Source organism: Pseudomonas sp. TE36184 (assembly GCF_054060055.1).
Genome location: NZ_JBSSCU010000001.1, coordinates 5,721,955 through 5,742,494 on the forward strand (window position 1 = coordinate 5,721,955; position 20,540 = coordinate 5,742,494).

A 20,540-nucleotide genomic window follows, 5' to 3' on the forward strand; every position below is an offset into this window, starting at 1 on the left:
CTATTCTCATGGCTGACTCGTGCGGCCATCAAGCTGGCTGCGAAGGCAACTACCTGCGCCACGACGTCTGACTACACTGACCCTTCACTTAAAAAATAATAAGAAAGTGCGTCAAGGAGGTCGTTGCCGTGAGCCTAGCCCCCGTTGTATCGCCACAGAGTGTCAAAGATCAGGTCAGCGCCGCCGAATGGCAGACGCGCGTCGATCTGGCTGCGTGCTATCGCCTGGTCGCCCTGCACGGCTGGGATGATCTGATTTTCACGCATATCTCGGCCAAGGTGCCGGGCACCGATGATTTCCTGATCAACCCCTATGGGATGATGTTTCACGAGATCACGGCGTCGAGCCTCATCAAGGTCGACCAGGCCGGCAACAAACGGATGGACAGCCCCTACGACATCAACCCGGCCGGCTACACCATCCACAGCGCGATCCACGAAGTGCGCCACGACGTGGAGTGCGTGCTGCATACCCATACGGCGGCGGGGGTTGCGGTGTCTGCGCAGAAGCAGGGCATACTGCCGATCAGCCAGCAGTCCTTGTTCGTGTTGTCCAGCTTGGCCTATCACGCATACGAAGGCGTGGCGCTGAACCACGAGGAAAAAGCCCGTTTGCAGGCCGACCTCGGCGACAACAATTTCCTGATGCTGCACAACCATGGCCTGCTGACCTGCGGCGCGACCATCGCCGACACCTTCTTGATGATGTTCACCTTTCAGCGCGCCTGTGATATCCAAGTGCTTGCGCGCAACGGCGGGGCTGAATTGATCGCCATCGACCCGCAGATTCTCGCCGGGGCCAGGGCGATGGTGGCGGCTGTCACAAAGAGCGCCCAAGGTATGGGGGGCGCGCTGGCCTGGCCGGCGCTGCTGCGTAAATTGGACCTGCAAGATCCAGGGTATAAAAGTTGATGCCTCTCGCCGAAATTCCGCTCAGAGCCTGGCGCAAGTGCGGCCAGAGTTTTGTTTTTCGTGGCCACACCATTCGCTATTGGGTGGCCGGGCAGGGTGAGCCGCTGCTGCTGATCCATGGCTTCCCGACCGCCAGTTGGGACTGGCATTACCTGTGGCAGCCCCTGGCCCAGCGCAACCTGGTGATCACCTGCGACATGCTCGGGTTTGGCGATTCGGCCAAGCCGCTGGATCACGACTATTGCCTGTTGGAACAGGCGGATCTGCAACAGGCGCTGCTCGACCACCTGCATGTGCGACAACCGGTGCATGTGCTGGCCCATGATTACGGGGACAGCGTCGCCCAGGAGTTATTGGCGCGGCATCACGAAGGCCGCTTCCAGATGGCCAGTTGCGTGTTCCTCAATGGCGGGTTGTTCCCCGAAACCCATCGCCTGGCCCTGGTGCAGAAACTGCTGCTCAGCCCCTTGGGCTGGATGATCGGTCGCACGTTTGGGCGCAATGCCTTGTCCGACAGCTTCAGCCAGATCTTCGGCGCACAGACCCGCCCCAGTGAGAGCGCCCTCGATGATTTCTGGAGCTTGATCGACTGTAATGACGGGCCGCGCATCCTGCATAAACTGATCAACTACATTCCCCAGCGCCGTCGCCTGCGTGAGCGTTGGGTGGGCGCCCTGCAACGTGGCGACGTGCCGTTGCGGGTGATCGACGGCGAGTTCGACCCGATTTCCGGCGCGCACATGGTCGAGCGTTACCGCCAGTTGGTGCCCCACGCCGACACGGTATTGCTGGCCCATATCGGCCACTACCCGCAGATCGAAGCGCCGGTGCAGGTGCTCAAGCATTACCTGGAGTTTCGACAGCAGATCGCGCACGCGCCGCCGCGCATGGCCTATTCCTGAAACAGGCGATCATCCTGCTGCCTTATCGCGCACCATTCAGCCGTGGCCGTATTTATTGTGACCGCAGGCGCCGTGCCTGACACTCGAGCCATTCCCATCGTCGCCATTGGAGTTCGGTATGAGTGAGTCAGTGCAGTTCCAGGATAAGGTCGTGATCGTCACCGGTGCCGGCGGCGGGTTGGGCCGGGCCCATGCGCTGCTGTTCGCCAGGCACGGGGCCAAAGTGCTGGTCAACGATCTCGGCGGTTCCACCCAGGGCGAGGGCGCCAATGCGTCGGCGGCCGACCGTGTGGTCGCACAAATCCGCGAAGCCGGCGGTATCGCCGAAGCCAACCATGATTCCGTCACCGACGGCGAGAAAATCGTACAGAACGCCCTGGATGCGTTCGGCCGTATCGACGTGGTGGTGAACAACGCCGGTATCCTGCGCGACAAGACCTTCCACAAAATGGACGACAGCGACTGGGACCTGGTTTACCGGGTGCATGTCGAAGGTGCCTACAAAGTCACCCGCGCCGCCTGGCCTCATCTGCGTGAACAAAGCTATGGGCGGGTGATTTTTACTGCGTCCACGTCGGGCATCTACGGCAATTTCGGGCAGTCCAACTACGGCATGGCCAAGCTCGGCCTGTATGGCTTGACCCGCACCCTGGCGCTGGAAGGGCGCAAGAACAACATCCTGGTCAACGCCATCGCCCCCACCGGCGGCACGCGCATGACCGAAGGCCTGATCCCGCCGCAGGTGTTCGAGCGCCTCAAGCCGGAACTGGTCAGCCCGCTGGTGGTGTACCTGGGCAGCGAGGCGTGCCAGGAAACCTCAGGCTTGTTCGAAGTGGGCGGCGGCTGGATCGGCAAGACCCGCTGGGAACGCAGCCTGGGTGTGGGCTTCGACCCGGAAGCCGGGTTCTCGCCGGACGACGTGGCCGCGCACTGGCAACAGATCTGTGACTTCGAAGGCGCGGTGCATCCCAAGGACACTATCGAGGCTTTGAAGGAGATGATGGCCAATTTGCAGAAGTTCAGCCTCTGATCATTGCCGGATACACCTTCAATACTGCGGGGCGCTGACGGCGCCCCGCTTTTTTTCAGGCATAAAAAAGGCCGCTGCAAAGCAGCGGCCGAAGTAAGACGTTGGATCAAGGAGCGACAGACTCAACGTCAGTGAACACCGGTAACAGATTGAATACAGTAGCCAATCCGTCGAATTTCAGCTGTTCTCCCGAAGGGGGGAGCGGGCCGTTTGCCCTGAAAGCCAGGCAAGAATAGAGGGTTGTAACAAAATGAGTAATAGCGCTTCAGGACAAGGACTGTTACGGATATGACAACAGTCACCCCCTGGCGCCATCCACCGGCCTGATAACCCGCCATCCATGGGGCGCATGCCCCCGCGCAGAGCCGCGCCAGAGCGGCGTTAATCCTTTCGGGCGACAACACGAATACCTCCTTGGTGCGCTTATCGCTCCCGAAGGGCGGCAGTAGGGTGGGGCCTTCTGTCACTCACCGGGGAAGACGCATGACAAAAACAACAATGCGCGCCATCTTCACGCCGCAGGCGCTGGCCGCCGCGGTTGCGTTGGGATGCTGTGCCCAGGCACAGGCTGTTTCGTTCAACATCGGCGAGATCGAAGGGCAATTCGATTCCTCGCTGTCGGTCGGCGCCAGCTGGGGCATGCGCGATGCCGACAAGAAACTGGTGGGCGTGTCCAATGGCGGCACGGGGCAGGCTTCCACCGGGGATGACGGGCGACTGAACTTCAAGAAGGGTGAGACCTTCTCCAAGATCTTCAAAGGCATCCACGACCTGGAACTCAAGTACGGCGACAGCGGCGTGTTCGTGCGCGGCAAGTACTGGTACGACTTCGAACTGCAGGACGAAGACCGCGAGTTCAAGCAGATCAGCAATCACCATCGCGACGAAGGTGCGCGCTCCTCCGGTTACGAGCTGCTCGATGCGTTCGTCTATCACAACTATTCCATCGCCGACCTGCCGGGCAACGTGCGCGTCGGCAAGCAGGTGGTGAGTTGGGGCGAGAGTACGTTCATCGGTAACTCCATCAACAGCATCAACCCCATCGACGTATCGGCCTTCCGCCGCCCCGGCGCCGAGATCAAGGAAGGGCTGATACCGGTCAATATGCTGTTCGCCTCCCAGAGCCTGACCAACCAACTGACGGTAGAAGGCTTCTACCAGTTGAACTGGGAAAACACCGTGCTGGATAACTGCGGCACGTTCTTTGGTGGCGACGTGGCGGCCCACGGTTGCAACGGTAACTACACGGTCGGCAGCCCGGCGATTGCGCCGTTGCAACCGGTGGCCGCAGCGTTCGGCCAGGGCTTTGAGGTCGCGCGTGAAGGCGTCGTGGTGCAGCGCGCCAAGGACCGTGATGCCCGCGATGGCGGCCAATTCGGCGCGGCCTTGCGCTGGCTGGGCGACGACACCGAGTACGGCCTGTACTTCATGAACTACCACAGCCGCACGCCGACCGTCGGCACCCTCACCGCCAACACCAACCTGGCCACCATCGGGCGCATCGTCAACGCTGCCAACGCCATTGCGCCAGGCACCGGCTCGGCCCTGGCCCAGAGCACCATGCTCGGCCGTGGCCAGTACTATCTCGATTACCCGGAAGACATTCGCCTGTACGGTGCCAGCTTCTCCACCACCCTGCCCACCGGCACGGCCTGGACCGGGGAAATCAGCTACCGCCCGAATGCGCCGGTGCAACTCAACACCACCGACCTGACCCTGGCCCTGGTCAACCCGATTGCCGGCAACACCGCCTCGCCGATCCACAGCTCGTTCGGTGCCGACAACGCCGGTTACCGGCGCAAGGAAATCACCCAGATCCAGAGCACCATGACTCAGTTCTTCGACCAGGTACTGGGGGCCGAACGCCTGACCCTGGTGGGAGAGGCCGCCTTCGTCCACGTCGGCGGGCTGGAAGCGAAAAGCAAACTGCGCTACGGCCGCGACTCGGTATACGGCGCCTATGGTTACGGTGGCGACACCGACGGTTTCGTCACGGCCAATTCCTGGGGGTATCGTGCCCGCGCCATCCTCGACTACAACAACGTGTTTGCCGGGGTGAACCTCAAGCCCAACCTGTCCTGGTCCCACGACGTCAACGGCTACGGCCCCAACGGCCTGTTCAACCAGGGCGCCAAGGCGATCAGCGTCGGCGTCGATGCGGACTACCGCAACACCTACACCGCCAGCCTGAGTTACACCGACTTTTTTGGTGGCGACTACAACACCCTGACCGACCGCGACTTCCTCGCCCTCAGCTTCGGCGTGAACTTCTGATTTGGCTTAAAGAAGGACAAGACTCTATGCGTAAGTTAATTGCTGTGATGGCCCTGAGTGTGTTGGCCGCCAACGTCATGGCGGCCGTGTCGCCCGAAGAAGCCGCCAAGCTCGGCACCAGCCTGACCCCGGTCGGCGCCGAAAAGGCCGGCAACGCCGATGGCTCGATCCCGGCCTGGACCGGCGGCATTCCAAAAAATGCCGGTGCGGTGGACAGCAAGGGCTTCCTCGCCGACCCGTTCGCCAATGAAAAACCGCTGTTCGTGATCACCGCCGCGACCGTCGACAAATACAAGGACAAACTCTCCGACGGCCAGGTGGCGATGTTCAAGCGTTACCCCGAGACCTACAAGATCCCGGTGTACCCGAGCCACCGCACGGTCAACCTGCCGCCGGATATCTACGAGTCGATCAAGCGCAGCGCGCTGAACGTGCATGCGATCAACGACGGCAACGGCCTGGAGAACTTCACCGGCAACCGCTACTACGCGTTCCCGATCCCCAAGAATGGCGTGGAGGTGCTGTGGAACCACATCACCCGTTACCACGGCGGCAACCTGCGGCGCATCATCACCCAGGCCACCCCGCAGACGAACGGCAGCTACACGCCGATCCGCTTTGAAGAAGAAGTCGCGGTGCCGCAGGCGATCCCGGATATCGACGCCGCCAAGGCCGCCAACGTGCTGAGTTTCTTCAAGCAATCGGTAACGGCCCCGGCGCGGCTGGCGGGCAACGTGCTGCTGGTCCACGAGACCCTCGACCAGGTCAAGGAACCGCGCCTGGCCTGGATCTACAACGCTGGCCAGCGCCGTGTGCGCCGGGCGCCGCAAGTGTCCTACGACGGCCCGGGCACCGCGTCCGACGGCCTGCGCACCACGGATAACTTCGACATGTTCTCCGGCGCCCCCGATCGTTATGACTGGAAGCTGGTGGGCAAGAAAGAGATGTACATCCCCTACAACAGCTACAAGCTCGATTCGCCGAACCTCAAGTACGACGACATCATCAAGGCCGGGCATATCAACCAGGACCTGACCCGCTATGAGCTGCACCGCGTGTGGGAAGTGGTCGGCACCGTCAAGCCGAGCGAACGGCACATCTATGCCAAGCGCCACATGTACATCGACGAAGACAGCTGGCAGGTCGCGCTGGTGGATCACTATGACGGCCGCGGCCAACTGTGGCGTGTCGCCGAAGGTCATGCGCAGTTCTACTACGACCATCAGGTGCCGGCCTACACCGTGGAAACCCTGTACGACCTCATCGCCGGACGCTACATCGCCCTGGGCATGAAGAATGAGGAGAAGAGCAGTTTTGTGTTCGGGTTTGCGGCCAAGGCGGCGGACTACACGCCGGCGGCGCTGAGGGCTTCGGGCGTGCGCTGATGCCTGTTTGAAATGCAATCTTAATGTGGGAGGGGGCTTGCCCCCGATAGCGGTGGATCAGCTACAGAGAGCTGACTGATCCACCGCCATCGGGGGCAAGCCCCCTCCCACATTGGGTTTTGTGCATGGCTATTAATCACTGCGTTGAATACTTCTTCAATATTCGCCGAGCACGGGGCTAGGGTAGGTGTCAGGTTGCATAACAATAAAAACGCAGGATGCAGCAATGACCGCCATGACACGCTGCCTGGACCGTCCTGGATTCATGCCACGGCTGTCCGCCCATCATCTGTTGCGCCCGCGCCTGGCCGAGCCGTTGTTGGCGGCGCAGGCGCGGGTCAAGTTGCTCTGTGCCCCGGGCGGCAGTGGCAAGAGCGCGTTGCTCGCCGAGTGCGCCTTGCAGGCGCCGGCGGGTTGTCAGGTGTACTGGCTACCGCTCAATGGCGTGCCGCTAAGCCCGCTGGATTTGTGCCGGCGCCTGGCGCACAACCTGGGCCTGGCGTTTACCGATGAAGCCACGCTGCTGCAGGATCTCAGCCGCTGGCAGACGTCGGCGTGGCTGTTTCTCGATGATTTCAGCCGTCTGCCCGCGCCCGAGCTGGATGCCTTGCTCGACCGCCTGCTCAGCGCCAGCCACCCGGCGCTGACCTGGTGGCTGGGCGCGCGGCGGCGCCCTGGGTGCAACTGGCCGCGGCTGCTGCTCGACGATGAGCTGCTGGAATGCAGCGCGGCCGAGTTGATCTTCAGCGGCGAGGAAGTCCAGGCCCTGCTCGGCGAGGCGCCGGGTCACAGCGTCGAGCGCGTGATGCGGTTCAGCGCCGGTTGGTGCGCCGGGGTTCGCATCGCCTTGCTCGGCGACGGCCATCCCGACAAGACCTTGCTCGACTACCTGCAACACGAGCTGTTCAGCACCTTGCCGGCGGAACTGGAGGAAGCCTGGCGGGTGCTGGCGCATTTGCCGCGTTTCAATGCGGGCTTGTGCGAGCACCTGTTCGGCTTTGGCGATGGCGCTCAGTACCTGCGGGACTTGCAGGCGCTCGGCGCATTTATCCAGCCCTGGGACGATGCCGCCGACTGGCTGCAAGTCTTCGCGCCGCTTGCGCAGTTGATACGGGATGAACCCTGGCCGGCCAAACGCTCCTGGCACCGACGGGCCTGCCAATGGTTCAGTGCCGAGGGCGACTGGCAAGCCGCGTTCGAGCAGGCGCTGCTGGCCGAAGAATACGAAGTGGCCGTCAGCCTGTTGCAGCACTTCAGCTTCGAAGACCTGTTCCGCCAGCAGAATGCCGTGCTGTTGTTGCGCCTGCATGAACAACACGGTGACGAGCTGATGCTGTGTTCCGCGCAGTTGGTGGGGCTGGTCACGGCCGCGTTGCTGTTCGCCGGGCGCTTCGAGCAGGCCGCGTTGTGCATCGGCCAACTGGCGCGTTTCGCCCCGCAACCGTCGGCGCCGCAGCAACGCCTGTTGTTGGCGCGCTGGCAGGCGCAGTGGGGGTGGTTGCTGCATCTGGCGGGTGATGCGCAACGTTCTCGCGAGCATTTCCTCGAGGCCTTGCAGGCGTTGCCCGACAGTGCGTGGACATCACGTCTGATGTGCTTGTCGGGGCTGACCCAGCAAGCCTTGCTGCGCGGTGAGCTGGAGGCGGCCCAGACCCTGAACCGCGAAGCGCTGTGCCTGGCGCGGGCCCATGGTTCGCTGTTGCTCGAAGCCCTGCTGGAGCTGGATCATGCGCAATTGCTCGAACAGCGCGGCGCGCCGTACCGCGCGCAAAACCTGTTGGAGCAGGTGCAGGCGATGTTGCTCAAGCAGCGGCTGAAGGCTGGGCCGCTGGTCGGACGCATCGCCTTGCGGCGTGGGCATCTGGCCCTGCGCCAGGGGCAGGACGCGTTGGCTGCCGAGTGCTTCGAGACGGGTTTGAACATGTGCCTGCACAGCCAGGACAAGCGCGTGTTGTATGGCTACCTGGGCCTTGCGCTGTTGGCGGCCAATCACGGTGATTACGCCCAGGCCTTTATCCAGTTGCGCGAGGCCGAGCGCCTGATGCAGCAGCGCCAGGTGCCGGACACGGTGTACCGCGCGGTGTTGCTGCTGGTCAGCGGGCACTTCTGGTTGCAACAGGGCCGCGCCGAATTGACGGTGGCAGCGCTGCGCCGGGTGCTCCGCCATTTCCGAGGGCCCGACGCCAAGCAGGCGCCGCCGGCCACGCTGGAATTGATCCCGCGTCTTGAATACCTGCTGGTGTTGGCCGAGGTCAAACTGGGCGTCGCCGATCAACCGCTGGCGCGGCTCAACGCACTGCTGGACGCTTCCCGCCAACGCGGCATGCTGTGCCTGGAGGCCGAATTGCACCTGGTGCTTGGAGAGGTGGCCTGGCAACTGGGCGAACCGGCGATGGCGCGTCGTTCACTGCAACACGGCCTGGAACTGGCAGGGCGTTGCCAGGTGCAGCAAGCGATCCGCGAGCTGCGTTTACGCTCGCCCGGGCTGTTGAGTGAGCTGGGCCTGGAACCGCAGGCCTCGCCGACCGGCACGGCGGACAACCCGCTGAGCCAACGCGAGCTGGAGGTGCTGCAACTGATCGCCCTGGGCAACTCCAACCTGGAAATCGCCGGCCGCTTGTTTATCTCGCTGCACACCGTCAAGACCCACGCGCGGCGCATCCACAGCAAGCTCGGCGTGGAGCGACGCACCCAGGCGGTGGCCAAGGCCAAGACGTTGGGCTTGATGGTTTAAGCGCAGAACGCCTGACGGTATTCGCCGGGCGTCGCGCCCATGGCCTGGCGAAAGCGATGGGTGAAGTGGCTGGCGCTGGAGAAGCCGCACATCAACGCGATGTCACCCACGGGCAGGCTGCCGCTGCGCAGCAGGTTCTGCGCGCGGGCCAGGCGCCGGGCCAGCAGGTATTGATGGGGCGGCAGGCCGAAGCTTTGGCGGAACATCCGCGCAAAATGGTATTCCGACAGCGCACACATCCCGGCCAATTGCCCGAGGCTGATGGGGTCGTCCAGGTGCTGGTCGATGTAGTCCACCAACAACCGCCGCTGATGCGCCGCCAGCCCGCCTTTCAAACGCAGCCCGTCGCGCGCGCCGACTTGGCTGAGCAAGGTGTGGCTGAGCATTTCATGGGCCAGGCTGCTGGTCAGCAGGCGTTCGGCGGGCTCGTGCCAGTTGAGGGCGATCAACTGGTGAAAGCGTTGCGCCTGGCTGGGGTCTTCGAGGAAGGTGCTTTCCTGCAGTTGCAGCGCGCGCGGTTCGCGGTCGAGCAGGGTGATGCAGCCCAGGGCGAATTGCGCCTGGCTGAAATACACGTGGGCCAGGCGGATGTCGCCGTTGATCACCCAGGCCGACTGATGCTCGGCCGGCAGGATGCACAACTTGTCGGGCCCGCCCTTGGTGCCCGGCTGGTCGCGACGAAACGTGCCGGTGCCGCCGCCGATGTAGCAGGACAAGGTGTGATGGCCGGGCGCCTGGTAGTCCTGGGAATCGTGGTGGTTGCTCCACAACGCCGCAGACAAGCCGTCACCGAGCTCGGCGCAGGCTTCGAGGCGAGCGTGGGGCGAGCGGTTGAGGGCTTGAAAGACTTGCAGGGATTCCAGCGTTGACATGGTGTGTACTCTCCGACGCCTTGCATCCTACTCCGAGCCGCTGGCGCTGTGAGCCTGCCGTGCGACAAAAGCGCAAGAATCTGCAAGCGTCGGCCAGGGCTTGAAGGCGACACTGTGGCTCAACCAGCGGAGCCTGTTATGAACCTTTTCCTGTATTTACTCACCGTGCTGATCTGGGGCACCACCTGGATCGCCCTCAAGTGGCAACTGGGCGTGGTGGCGATTCCCGTGTCGATTGTCTATCGCTTCGCCCTGGCGGCGTTGGTGTTGTTTGTGCTGTTGCTGCTCAGCCGCAAGTTGCAGGTAATGAACCGGCGCGGGCATCTGATCTGCCTGGCCCAGGGGTTGTGTCTGTTCTGTGTGAACTTCATGTGTTTTCTCACGGCCAGCCAGTGGATTCCCAGCGGGCTGGTGGCGGTGGTGTTTTCTACGGCGACGCTGTGGAATGCCCTGAATGCGCGGGTGTTTTTTGGCCAGCGGGTCGCGCGCAATGTGTTGATGGGCGGCGGCCTTGGCTTGCTGGGCTTGGGCCTGTTGTTCTGGCCGGAGCTGGCGGGGCACACCGCGAGCCCGCAGACCTTGCTCGGGCTGGGTTTGGCGCTGTTGGGGACGATGTGTTTTTCGGCTGGCAATATGCTTTCGAGCCTGCAGCAGAAGGCGGGGTTGCGGCCGTTGACTACCAATGCCTGGGGCATGGCATATGGTGCGGTGATGCTGGCGACCTATTGCGTGGTGCGCGGTATTCCGTTCGAGATGGACTGGAGTGCGCGGTATGTCGGGGCGTTGGGGTATTTGGTGATTCCGGGGTCGGTGATTGGGTTTACGGCGTATCTGACGCTGGTCGGGCGTATGGGGCCTGAGCGGGCGGCGTATTGCACGGTGTTGTTTCCGGTAGTGGCGCTGAATGTGTCGGCGTTTGCCGAGGGGTATCAGTGGACTGCGCCGGCGTTGGTGGGGTTGGTGTTGGTGATGGTGGGGAATGTGTTGGTGTTTCGTAGGGTTAGGGTGGTTCAGGCGGGGGAGGCGGTGTTCAGGGCGAAGCAAGTCTGAGGTGGGAAGGGGGGTTAAGGTGGGAGGGGATTGCTTTAGGTGGGAGGGGGCTTGCCCCCGATAGCAGTGGGTCAGCTACAAATACGTGACTGACCCACCGCTATCGGGGGCAAGCCCCCTCCCACATTTTCAGCATTTCAGTATTTTCAGTATTTTCAGTATTTCAGTATTTATTGGGTTTGGTTGGGGGATCTGGGTTATTTGAGGCCTAGGCGCTTGGCCATGCGGCCTAGGTTGGCGCGGTCCAGGCCTAGTTCGCGGGCGGTGCTGGCCCAGTTGTGTTGGTGGCGTTCCAGGCAGGCGTTGATGACTTGGCGCTGGTAGTGTTCGGTGGCCTGGCGCAGGTCGCCGCCGGCGATGGCGGTGACTTCGGGTGGGGGAGCGATCGGCGCTGCGCTGACGTCGGGCAGGTCCAGGTCTTGGGCGCTCAGGCTGAGAATCTTCGGACGTTCGCGACAGTTTCCCAGGGCTTTCAGTGCGCTGCGTCCGATCAAATGTTCCAGCTCGCGCACATTGCCCGGCCAGTTGTAGGCCAGCAACGCGGCTTGGGCGTCGCTGCTCAGGCGCAGGCTGCCCAGGCCCATGCGCGAACGGTTCTGTTCGAGAAAGAACCCGGCCAGCAGCAACACATCGCGCCCGCGTTCGCGCAGTGCCGGCACTTGCAGCGGGTAGACGCTGAGGCGGTGGTAGAAGTCGGCACGGTAGCGGCCGTTGCGCACTTCTTCGGCCAGGTCGCGGTTGGTGGCGGCGATCAGGCGCACGTCCACTTGATGTTCCTTGTCCGAGCCCAGGCGCTGCAGTTGACCGCTTTGCAGGACGCGCAGCAGCTTGGCCTGCACCGTCAACGACAGCTCGCCGACTTCGTCCAGAAACAACGTGCCGCCGTTGGCCAGTTCGAATTTGCCCCGGCGCTCGTTCAGCGCGCCGGTGAAGGCACCGCGCACGTGGCCGAACAGCTCGCTTTCCACCAGGGTTTCCGGCAGGGCGGCGCAGTTGAGGCTGATCAGCGGCTTGTCCGCACGGGACGATGCGGCGTGGATCGCCTGGGCTACCAGTTCCTTGCCGACCCCGGTTTCGCCGGTGATCAACACGGTGAGGTCGCTGCCGCCCACCAGGTTGATCTCTTCGACCAGGCGCTTGTGGGGCTTGCTCTGGCCGATCATCTCTTTGTGCTGCTGGCCGCTGGCCTGGCGGTAGATCTCGGCACGCTGGCGTTCGTCTTCGGCGCGCAATGCCAGGTGTTCGATGCGTTCGGCGACGTTGACCGTGGCGGCGGCGAGGCTGGCGAAGGCTTGCAGGGCATCCAGCTCGACCCGTTCGAAGCGCTCGGTGTCGAGGGCGTCCAGGGTCAGCAGGCCCCACGGTTTGTCATCGACATACAGCGGGCAGCCCATGCAGTCGTGAATTTCGAGGTGCCCGTGCAGGCCGTCCACCAGGCCGTCGTAGGGGTCGGGCAATTCACTGTCGCTGTCGAAACGCGTCGGGCCGGGGCTGCCGAGCAGCACGGCGAAACGCGGGTGTTCGCTGACCTTGAAGCGTCGGCCCAGGGTATCGGCGCTCAAGCCGTCCACTGCCAGCGGCACCAGCGACTCACCGTCCAGGCGCAACAGCGCGGCGGCGTCGCACGGCAGCAGGGCGCGCATGGCTTGCAACAGGCGGCGGTAACGCTCGCCTTCGGGCAGTTCGCGGGACAGGTCGGCGACCAGGGGGAGCAGGGTGGTGAGCAGCGATTGCGCAGTCATAATGACTCCTTGTAGTCCTTATGACTATAAGACGTAGGAGGTCATACTGACTACTGGTAATTTAACTGATTGAAATCAAACGATTTATTAGTTGGCATGAATACTGAGTACTCCAAGGCAATCAGTAAAGAAGCCCAGGAGGCTCCATGCTTAGTGCCCAAGACCGTGCCATCATCAAATCCACCGTGCCCCTGCTGGAAAGCGGCGGCGAAGCGCTGATCACCCATTTCTATCGCATGATGCTCTCCGAGTACCCGGAGGTGCGCCCGCTGTTCAACCAGGCGCACCAGGCCAGCGGCGACCAGCCCCGTGCCCTGGCCAATGGTGTGTTGATGTATGCACGACATATCGACCAGTTGGATCAACTGGGTGATCTGGTCGCGAAGATCATCAACAAACACGTGGCCTTGCAGATCCTGCCGGAACATTACCCGATCGTGGGGGCCTGCCTGCTGCGTGCGATTTCCGAAGTGTTGGGCAGCGAGATTGCCACTCCCGAGGTGATGAGCGCCTGGGGCGCGGCCTACGGTCAGTTGGCGGACATCCTGATCGGCGCCGAAGCTGCGATCTATGACGAGAAAGCCCAGGCGCCGGGCGGCTGGCGGGGTGCGCGGCCGTTCAAGCTGGTCAAGCGCGTGGAGGAAAGTGCCGAAATCACGTCCTTCTATTTCGCCCCGCTGGACAACGGCCCGATCCTCGCCGCCGAGCCCGGTCAGTACATTGGTATGACGCTGCTGCTCGATGGCGAAGAAGTGCGCCGCAACTATTCCTTGTCGGCCCTCAGCGATGCCGGCCAATACCGCATCAGCGTCAAGCGTGAAGCCGGTGGGCGGGTGTCCAACTACCTGCATGATCAATTGCAGGTCGGCGCGACGATCGACCTGTTCCCGCCAGCGGGCGAGTTCACCCTGGCCGCCAGCGATAAACCGCTGGTGCTGATCAGCGGCGGGGTGGGCATCACGCCAACACTGCCGATGCTCGAAGCGGCCCTGGCCACCCAGCGTCCGGTGCATTTTATCCACTGCGCGCGTAACGGCGGGGTGCATGCGTTTCGGGAATGGGTCGACGCCCTGGCGGCCAAGCATCCGCAGCTCAAGCGCTTCTACTGCTATGACGAGGACGATGGCGTGAGCCCGGCAGGCGACACCGTGGGCCTGCTGAGCCAGGAACAACTGGCGGCGTGGTTGCCTGAGCAGCGCGACCTGGATGCGTACTTCCTCGGCCCTAAAGGCTTCATGGCCGCAATCAAACGCCACCTCAAGGCCTTGGGCGTACCCGAAAAACAAAGCCGCTACGAATTCTTCGGCCCAGCCGCCGCCCTCGAATAACCCCCACACACCCACACACCCACACACCTGTAGGAGCGAGCTTGCTCGCGAAGAACGTCAACGATAACGCCCGCATCCTGGATGACCGCAGCGTCTTTAAGTTCTTCGCGAGCAAGCTCGCTCCTACAAGTGGCATATTAAACGCCACCTCAAGGCCTTGGGCGTACCCGAAAAACAAAGCCGCTACGAATTCTTCGGCCCAGCCGCCGCCCTCGAATAACCCCCCCACACCCACACACCCACACACCCACACACCTGTAGGAGCGAGCTTGCTCGCGAAGAACGTCAACGATAACGCCTGCATCCTGGATGACCGCAGCGTCTTTGAGTTCTTCGCGAGCAAGCTCGCTCCTACAAGTGGCATATTAAACGCCACCTCAAAGCCTTGGGCGTACCCGAAAAACAAAGCCGCTACGAATTCTTCGGCCCAGCCGCCGCCCTCGAATAACCCCCCACACACCCACACACCCATACACCTGTAGGAGCGAGCTTGCTCGCGAAGAACGTCAACGATAACGCCTGCATCCTGGATGACCGCAGCGTCTTTGAGTTCTTCGCGAGCAAGCTCGCTCCTACAAGTGGCATATTAAGCGCCACCTCAAGGCCTCGGGCGTACCCGAAAAACAAAGCCGCTACGAATTCTTCGGCCCCCCCACACACCCACACCCATACACCTGTAGGAGCGAGCTTGCTCGCGAAGAACGTCAACGATAACGCCCGCATCCAGGATGACCGCAGCGTCTTTAAGTTCTTCGCGAGCAAGCTCGCTCCTACAAGTGGCGTATTAAACGCCACCTCAAGGCCTTGGGCGTACCCGAAAAACAAAGCCGCTACGAATTCTTCGGCCCGGCCGCCGCCCTCGAATAACCCCCCACACCCACACACCTGTAGGAGCGAGCTTGCTCGCGAAGAACGTCAACGATAACGCCTGCATCCTGGATGACCGCAGCGTCTTTGAGTTCTTCGCGAGCAAGCTCGCTCCTACAAGTGGCGTATTAATCCGCCGTTAACCCCCTTCTGTTTAAACCACTCTCTGTGTGTAAACTTGCCGCCACAGGCACAACCAAACAAAGGGATACGGAGATGAGTGACGAATTGCGTTTAGGCAGGGAGCGGCGCTTTCTGGTGTTGCTGGGCATCATCTGCCTGGCGCTGATCGGCGGTGCGCTGTACATGCAGGTGGTGTTGGGCGAAGCGCCGTGCCCGCTGTGTATCCTGCAGCGCTATGCCTTGCTGTTGATTGCCGTTTTTGCGTTTATTGGTGCGGCTATGCGCAACAAAGGGGCGATCACGCTGTTTGAAGGGTTGGTGGTGCTCAGTGCCTTGGGCGGTGTGGCGGCTGCCGGTCACCATGTGTACACCCAGTTCTTCCCTGAGGTCAGTTGCGGCGTGGATGTGCTGCAACCGATCGTTGACGGCCTGCCCCTGGCCAAGGTGTTTCCGCTGGTCTTCCAGGTCGACGGCTTCTGCAGCACGCCGTACCCGCCGGTGCTCGGCCTGTCGCTGGCGCAATGGGCGCTGGTGGCGTTCGTGCTGACGGTGATCCTGGTGCCCCTGGGTATCTATCGCAATCGCCAACGCAAAGCCTGAGCCGTTCACTGAAACGCCCCGGTCTTTCTCAAGGGAAAGCCGGGGCGTTTTTGTTTGTAGGGATTTGTGAGGTGACAGTGACGCGGGACAATTTTGACGGCGCGCAGTGTGCGACATGTTGTCACACAGGCGCTGTCGCAGGGCGTTTCCGAGCCGTCGCAACGCCGCGTGAATTTGCCCATGGCCGTTAATGTGTGCTGTCAGTTCATCGTTTGAGCAACACCGCGAATAGCGCGCCGTTCGCGGCTTTCGGTGGTCAGCGAGTGCCCTGTTTTATGGGGGCTTGGAGCGCTTTTTCAGGCCCTTACGGCGGGTAAGGGGTGTGGCAGTTTGCCCTATAACACGGCATTTTTTGTGGTTTTTGTTGAGAATCCAACGCGATAAGATCGCGAACCTTTGCAAAATAGGTGAAGGATTATTGCTGGAATCGATAAAAATTATTTCTTTATAAGACATGGTTTATACATCGCTAGCTAACTACAATCGCCCGCACTGAATGTCCGGTGCTGTTCAATATTTGAGCATTGGAGCGGTCGAGGGGCAGATGGATGGCTCTGTGCGACCCCAGGTTCCGGCAGCCTTTCAACTATCCGCACCAAATGGAATTGGTCTGTAACAAGGCCTTTAACCACGAAATCGAATAAGAACTCACCGCAGGTCCGCGAACCGTCCAATCAGGGCGCACGGGCAGGCTCTTATTCAATCGAAGAGAAATGCCAACCCTTGGCAGGGTGAAGTGTTGGCGATCAAAACCCAACTGCATTGCGCAAGCTGCTTTAGAGGTCGTGAGATGAGTAAAAACAGGTACCCCCGATTACTAGGCTTTTTGCCGCTGCTTGGCATGATGTTAATGCTGGGAGGCTGCAAGTGGTCCTTGCTCGACCCAAAAGGACAGGTCGGTCTGGATGAACGCAACCTGATCATCACTGCCACCCTGCTGATGTTGCTGGTCGTGGTCCCTGTGATCATCATGACCTTCGCCTTCGCCTGGAAATACCGCGCGTCGAACACCAAGGCGACTTACGCGCCGAAGTGGTCGCACTCCACCAAGATTGAAATCGCGGTGTGGCTGGTTCCGATCCTCATCATCATTGCCCTGGGTTATGTGACCTACAAGTCCACCCACGCGCTGGACCCGTACCGTCCGCTGGACTCCGAGGTCAAGCCGATCAATATCGAAGTGGTCGCGCTGGACTGGAAGTGGCTGTTCATCTACCCGGACCTGGGTATCGCCACCGTCAACAAGATCGTGTTCCCGGAACATACCCCGGTTAACTTCAAGATCACCTCCGACACTGTGATGAACTCGTTCTTCATCCCAGGCCTGGGTGGCCAGATCTACGCGATGGCCGGCATGCAGACCAAGCTGCACCTGATCGCCAACCAGAAAGCTGAAATGGACGGCATCTCCGCCAACTATAGCGGCGCAGGTTTCACCGGCATGAAATTCAAAGCGATCTCGACGAGCCAGGAAGAATTCGACGCCTGGGTAGCCGAAGTCAAGGCCGCACCTAAACAGCTTGATCAAGCTGAATACGAAGCCCTTGCCAAACCAAGCCAGAACAACCCAGTCGCGCTGTACTCCACTTACACGCCTGACCTGTTTCAGAAAGTCGTCGACAAGTACGAAGGCATGAAACCAGGCAAGCCGGTCAAGCACGAGAAGAAAGAAGTGGCTGCGGTTGAAGGTTCTGACACGGGCTCGCATTCAACTGCTGGGGCAGAGGAGTAAACGATGTTTGGTAAATTAAGTTGGGATGCGGTCCCGTTCCACGAGCCGATTGTGATGATTACCATCGCCATGATCGCGCTGGGTGGTCTGGCACTGGTTGGGGGTATCACTTACTTCAAGAAGTGGACCTACTTGTGGACTGAGTGGCTGACTTCGGTCGACCACAAGAAAATCGGTGTGATGTACATCGTCGTTGCCATGGTCATGCTGCTGCGTGGTTTTGCCGACGCCATCATGATGCGTACCCAGTTGGCCATGGCCACTGAGGGCGCGCCAGGCTACCTGCCGCCTGAACACTATGACCAGATCTTCACCGCTCACGGTGTGATCATGATCATCTTTATGGCGATGCCTTTCTTCACCGGCCTGATGAACCTTGCAGTGCCGCTGCAGATCGGTGCCCGCGACGTTGCCTACCCGTTCCTGAACTCCCTGAGCTTCTGGCTGCTGGTGTCTGGCGTGGTGCTGATCAACGTGTCCCTGGGCGTCGGCGAATTCGCCAAGACCGGTTGGGTTGCGTATCCGCCATTGTCGGGCCTGAAATACAGTCCGGGCGTGGGTGTGGACTACTACATCTGGGCGCTACAGTTATCAGGGCTCGGGACGACGCTGACGGGGGTCAACTTCCTGGCCACCGTGCTGAAAATGCGCGCCCCTGGCATGAAGATGATGGACATGCCGATCTTCACCTGGACCTGCACCTGGGCCAACGTGCTGATCGTGGCTTCGTTCCCGATCCTCACCGCTACGCTGGCACTGCTGTCGCTTGACCGTTACCTGGATTTCCACATTTTCACCAACGAACTTGGTGGCAATCCAATGATGTACGTGAACCTGTTCTGGGCATGGGGTCACCCTGAGGTGTACATCCTGATCCTGCCAGCGTTCGGTATCTTCTCCGAAGTGATCTCGACCTTTACCGGCAAGCGCCTGTTCGGTCACCACTCGATGGTCTACGCCTCCGGTGCGATCTCGGTACTGGGCTTCATGGTGTGGCTGCACCACTTCTTCACCATGGGTTCGGGGGCCAGCGTCAACGCCTTCTTCGGCCTGGCGACGATGCTGATTTCGATCCCGACGGGGGTGAAGCTATTCAACTGGCTGTTCACCATCTACCACGGCCGTCTGCGTATGACCAGCCAGGTCGTGTGGACTCTGGGCTTCATGGTGACCTTCGCCATCGGCGGTATGACCGGCGTACTGCTGGCCATCCCGGGTGCTGACTTCGTGCTGCACAACAGCTTGTTCGTGATCGCTCACTTCCACAACGTGATCATCGGCGGTGCGGTATTCGGTTACATCGCTGGTTTCAGCTTCTTCTTCCCGAAAGCGTTCGGCTTCAAGCTGCACGACGGTTGGGGCAAGGCTGCATTCTGGTTCTGGATCTCGGGCTTCTTCGTCGCGTTCATGCCGCTCTATGCACTGGGCTTCATGGGCATGACCCGTCGTCTGAACGCCACCACCAACCCTGAGTGGGTGCCGTACCTGTACGTCGCCATGATCGGTGCGGTGCTGATCGCGGTGGGTATCGCCTGCCAACTGATCCAGCTGTATGTCAGCGTGCGTGATCGCAAGCAGAACATGTGCGAATCGGGCGACCCATGGAACGGCCACACCCTGGAATGGTCGACTTCGTCGCCACCTCCGTTCTACAACTTCGCCGTGATTCCTACCGCGAACACCATCGATGCGTTCACCGAAGCCAAGGAAGACGGTACTGCGTACCAGCGGCCTAAGCACTACGAACCGATCCACATGCCAAACAACACCGCCACTGGCGTGGTGATGGGTGCGCTGTTGACCGTGTTCGGTTTCGCGATGATCTGGCACATCTGGTGGCTGGCAATCGTGAGCCTGGTGGGCACCATCGGCTACTTCATTGTCCACGCTGCACGTGATGATCAAGGCTACATGGTGCCGGTCGAAACGATCGAGCGCATCGAAGCCGAGCAGCACGCTCGCCTGGTGGCCGAGAAGAAGATCCCGGCCAACCGTGTAGAAACCTCGTTGGAACAGGCTTAAACCATGTCGAACTTAGTGACCAATGCTGGACACGCCCATGTCGATGACCATGGGCACGATGACCATCACCACGACTCGGGCCCGGTAACCGTCTACGGTTTCTGGCTCTACCTGATGACCGACTGCATCTTGTTTGCGTCGATCTTCGCGGTGTACGCGGTACTGGTAAACAACGTAGCGGGTGGCCCGGCGGGCCACGACATCTTCGAACTGCCTTACGTGCTCGGCGAAACCGCCTTGCTGTTGTTCAGTTCGATCACCTACGGCTTCGCCATGTTGTCCTTCTACAAGGGCAACAAGCAGGGCGTACTGACCTGGTTGGGCCTGACCTTCCTGTTCGGCCTGGGCTTCATCGGCATGGAGATCAACGAGTTCCACCTGCTGATCTCCGAAGGCTACGGCCCTAGCCGCAGCGGCTTCCTGTCGGCGTTCTTCACGCTGGTGGGGACCCACGGTCTGCACGTGACATCTGGCCTGATCTGGATGGCGATGATGATGTATCAGGTCAATAAACACGGCCTGACCAACACCAACAAGACTCGCCTGAACTGCCTGAGCCTGTTCTGGCACTTCCTGGATGTGGTCTGGATCTGCGTATTCACCGTCGTCTACTTGATGGGGACCCTGTAATGGCTAATGCACACTCCCATGACAGCCATGATGCGAGTCACGGCAGCGTAAAGACTTACGCTATCGGCTTCATCCTGTCGGTCATCCTGACCCTGATCCCGTTCGGCCTGGTGATGTACCCAACCTTGCCGAAGTCGATCACCTTGATGATCGTCCTGGCGTTCGCGGTGATTCAGGTCCTGGTTCACCTGGTGTACTTCCTGCACCTGGACCGCTCCGAGGCCCAGCGCGAGAACGTGATTGCGTTCGTGTTCGCAGGCCTGGTGATCGTTCTGCTGGTTGGTCTGTCGCTGTGGATCATGTTCAGCATCCACACCTACATGATGGCGAAGTGAGGT

General features: G+C 61.1%; 15 protein-coding genes and 1 pseudogene. 13 read left to right on the forward strand and 3 right to left on the reverse strand.

From position 1 onward, the window contains the following. Window positions 1-128 precede the first annotated feature (128 nt). The 6 genes from ACVWZP_RS25870 (at window position 129) to ACVWZP_RS25895 (ending at window position 9,236) form a co-directional block, all read left to right on the forward strand. A complete protein-coding gene (locus ACVWZP_RS25870; RefSeq protein WP_046382099.1) occupies window positions 129-911 on the forward strand; it encodes a class II aldolase/adducin family protein in 783 nt (260 codons plus the stop codon). Continuing rightward, complete coding sequence (locus ACVWZP_RS25875) at window positions 911-1,813, forward strand: alpha/beta fold hydrolase (protein ID WP_288077447.1); 903 nt, start codon at window positions 911-913, stop codon at window positions 1,811-1,813. The genes ACVWZP_RS25870 and ACVWZP_RS25875 overlap by 1 nt, the downstream gene beginning before the upstream one ends. 118 nt (window positions 1,814-1,931) lie before the next feature. Continuing rightward, window positions 1,932-2,843 (forward strand): SDR family oxidoreductase, encoded by a 912-nt coding sequence (locus tag ACVWZP_RS25880; protein WP_017847774.1) that lies wholly within the window; start codon window positions 1,932-1,934, stop codon window positions 2,841-2,843. A gap of 483 nt (window positions 2,844-3,326) precedes the next feature. Further along, complete coding sequence (locus tag ACVWZP_RS25885) at window positions 3,327-5,117, forward strand: DUF1302 domain-containing protein (RefSeq protein ID WP_457370247.1); 1,791 nt, start codon at window positions 3,327-3,329, stop codon at window positions 5,115-5,117. 26 nt (window positions 5,118-5,143) lie between these two features. Beyond that, entirely contained in the window at window positions 5,144-6,502 is a 1,359-nt protein-coding gene (locus ACVWZP_RS25890) for a DUF1329 domain-containing protein (protein ID WP_046382101.1), read from the forward strand. A gap of 226 nt (window positions 6,503-6,728) precedes the next feature. After that, on the forward strand, window positions 6,729-9,236 hold the full coding sequence (locus tag ACVWZP_RS25895; protein WP_457370248.1) for a LuxR C-terminal-related transcriptional regulator: 2,508 nt from the start codon (window positions 6,729-6,731) through the stop codon (window positions 9,234-9,236). On the opposite strand, the gene ACVWZP_RS25900 is transcribed toward ACVWZP_RS25895, so the two are convergent. Further along, complete coding sequence (locus ACVWZP_RS25900; protein ID WP_108524580.1) at window positions 9,233-10,108, reverse strand: helix-turn-helix domain-containing protein; 876 nt, start codon at window positions 10,106-10,108, stop codon at window positions 9,233-9,235. The two genes, ACVWZP_RS25895 and ACVWZP_RS25900, sit on opposite strands and share 4 nt — an antisense overlap. 138 nt (window positions 10,109-10,246) lie before the next feature. Here ACVWZP_RS25900 and ACVWZP_RS25905 point away from each other — a divergent pair, with 138 nt between their 5' ends. Further along, window positions 10,247-11,158 (forward strand): DMT family transporter, encoded by a 912-nt coding sequence (locus ACVWZP_RS25905; RefSeq protein WP_057005279.1) that lies wholly within the window; start codon window positions 10,247-10,249, stop codon window positions 11,156-11,158. 197 nt (window positions 11,159-11,355) lie between these two features. Here ACVWZP_RS25905 and norR read toward each other — a convergent pair whose 3' ends face one another. Continuing rightward, window positions 11,356-12,900, reverse strand: coding sequence for a nitric oxide reductase transcriptional regulator NorR (gene norR, locus ACVWZP_RS25910; RefSeq protein ID WP_017846719.1), 1,545 nt, complete (start codon window positions 12,898-12,900; stop codon window positions 11,356-11,358). A 146-nt stretch (window positions 12,901-13,046) separates the two neighbouring features. Here norR and hmpA point away from each other — a divergent pair, with 146 nt between their 5' ends. Both hmpA and ACVWZP_RS25920 read left to right on the forward strand, forming a co-directional pair. Next, on the forward strand, window positions 13,047-14,228 hold the full coding sequence (hmpA, locus tag ACVWZP_RS25915) for an NO-inducible flavohemoprotein (protein ID WP_301556594.1): 1,182 nt from the start codon (window positions 13,047-13,049) through the stop codon (window positions 14,226-14,228). A 1,083-nt stretch (window positions 14,229-15,311) separates the two neighbouring features. Then, the gene (locus tag ACVWZP_RS25920) at window positions 15,312-15,818 is read left to right on the forward strand and encodes a disulfide bond formation protein B (RefSeq protein WP_017846721.1); all 507 of its coding nucleotides are present in this window, start codon (window positions 15,312-15,314) and stop codon (window positions 15,816-15,818) included. Between the two features lie 473 nt (window positions 15,819-16,291). Here ACVWZP_RS25920 and ACVWZP_RS25925 read toward each other — a convergent pair. Further along, window positions 16,292-16,581: pseudogene (locus tag ACVWZP_RS25925) on the reverse strand (hypothetical protein). Window positions 16,582-16,608: 27 nt separating this feature from the next. Here ACVWZP_RS25925 and cyoA point away from each other — a divergent pair. From cyoA to cyoD, 4 genes are read left to right on the forward strand one after another with little or no spacing between them, the layout of a single operon-like run. Further along, window positions 16,609-17,550: a ubiquinol oxidase subunit II gene (gene cyoA, locus ACVWZP_RS25930; protein WP_026139992.1), complete on the forward strand. Its 942-nt coding sequence runs from the start codon at window positions 16,609-16,611 to the stop codon at window positions 17,548-17,550. 3 nt (window positions 17,551-17,553) lie between these two features. Next, window positions 17,554-19,572 (forward strand): cytochrome o ubiquinol oxidase subunit I, encoded by a 2,019-nt coding sequence (gene cyoB, locus ACVWZP_RS25935; protein WP_046382107.1) that lies wholly within the window; start codon window positions 17,554-17,556, stop codon window positions 19,570-19,572. 3 nt (window positions 19,573-19,575) lie between these two features. Next, window positions 19,576-20,202 carry a cytochrome o ubiquinol oxidase subunit III gene (locus tag ACVWZP_RS25940; RefSeq protein WP_017846724.1) on the forward strand — a complete coding sequence of 209 codons (627 nt, stop codon included), beginning with the start codon at window positions 19,576-19,578 and terminating at the stop codon, window positions 20,200-20,202. Then, the gene (gene cyoD / locus ACVWZP_RS25945; RefSeq protein ID WP_017846725.1) at window positions 20,202-20,537 is read left to right on the forward strand and encodes a cytochrome o ubiquinol oxidase subunit IV; all 336 of its coding nucleotides are present in this window, start codon (window positions 20,202-20,204) and stop codon (window positions 20,535-20,537) included. The genes ACVWZP_RS25940 and cyoD overlap by 1 nt, the downstream gene beginning before the upstream one ends. Window positions 20,538-20,540 lie beyond the last annotated feature (3 nt).

Coding starts and splice junctions, on each gene's coding strand:
- ACVWZP_RS25875 (WP_288077447.1), top strand. CDS start 911: ATGCCTCTCGCCGAAATTCCGCTCAGAGCCTGGCGCAAGTGCGGCCAG.
- ACVWZP_RS25880 (WP_017847774.1), top strand. CDS start 1,932: ATGAGTGAGTCAGTGCAGTTCCAGGATAAGGTCGTGATCGTCACCGGT.
- ACVWZP_RS25885 (WP_457370247.1), top strand. CDS start 3,327: ATGACAAAAACAACAATGCGCGCCATCTTCACGCCGCAGGCGCTGGCC.
- ACVWZP_RS25890 (WP_046382101.1), top strand. CDS start 5,144: ATGCGTAAGTTAATTGCTGTGATGGCCCTGAGTGTGTTGGCCGCCAAC.
- ACVWZP_RS25895 (WP_457370248.1), top strand. CDS start 6,729: ATGACCGCCATGACACGCTGCCTGGACCGTCCTGGATTCATGCCACGG.
- ACVWZP_RS25900 (WP_108524580.1), bottom strand. CDS start 10,108: ATGTCAACGCTGGAATCCCTGCAAGTCTTTCAAGCCCTCAACCGCTCG.
- ACVWZP_RS25905 (WP_057005279.1), top strand. CDS start 10,247: ATGAACCTTTTCCTGTATTTACTCACCGTGCTGATCTGGGGCACCACC.
- norR (WP_017846719.1), bottom strand. CDS start 12,900: ATGACTGCGCAATCGCTGCTCACCACCCTGCTCCCCCTGGTCGCCGAC.
- hmpA (WP_301556594.1), top strand. CDS start 13,047: ATGCTTAGTGCCCAAGACCGTGCCATCATCAAATCCACCGTGCCCCTG.
- ACVWZP_RS25920 (WP_017846721.1), top strand. CDS start 15,312: ATGAGTGACGAATTGCGTTTAGGCAGGGAGCGGCGCTTTCTGGTGTTG.
- cyoA (WP_026139992.1), top strand. CDS start 16,609: ATGAGTAAAAACAGGTACCCCCGATTACTAGGCTTTTTGCCGCTGCTT.
- cyoB (WP_046382107.1), top strand. CDS start 17,554: ATGTTTGGTAAATTAAGTTGGGATGCGGTCCCGTTCCACGAGCCGATT.
- ACVWZP_RS25940 (WP_017846724.1), top strand. CDS start 19,576: ATGTCGAACTTAGTGACCAATGCTGGACACGCCCATGTCGATGACCAT.
- cyoD (WP_017846725.1), top strand. CDS start 20,202: ATGGCTAATGCACACTCCCATGACAGCCATGATGCGAGTCACGGCAGC.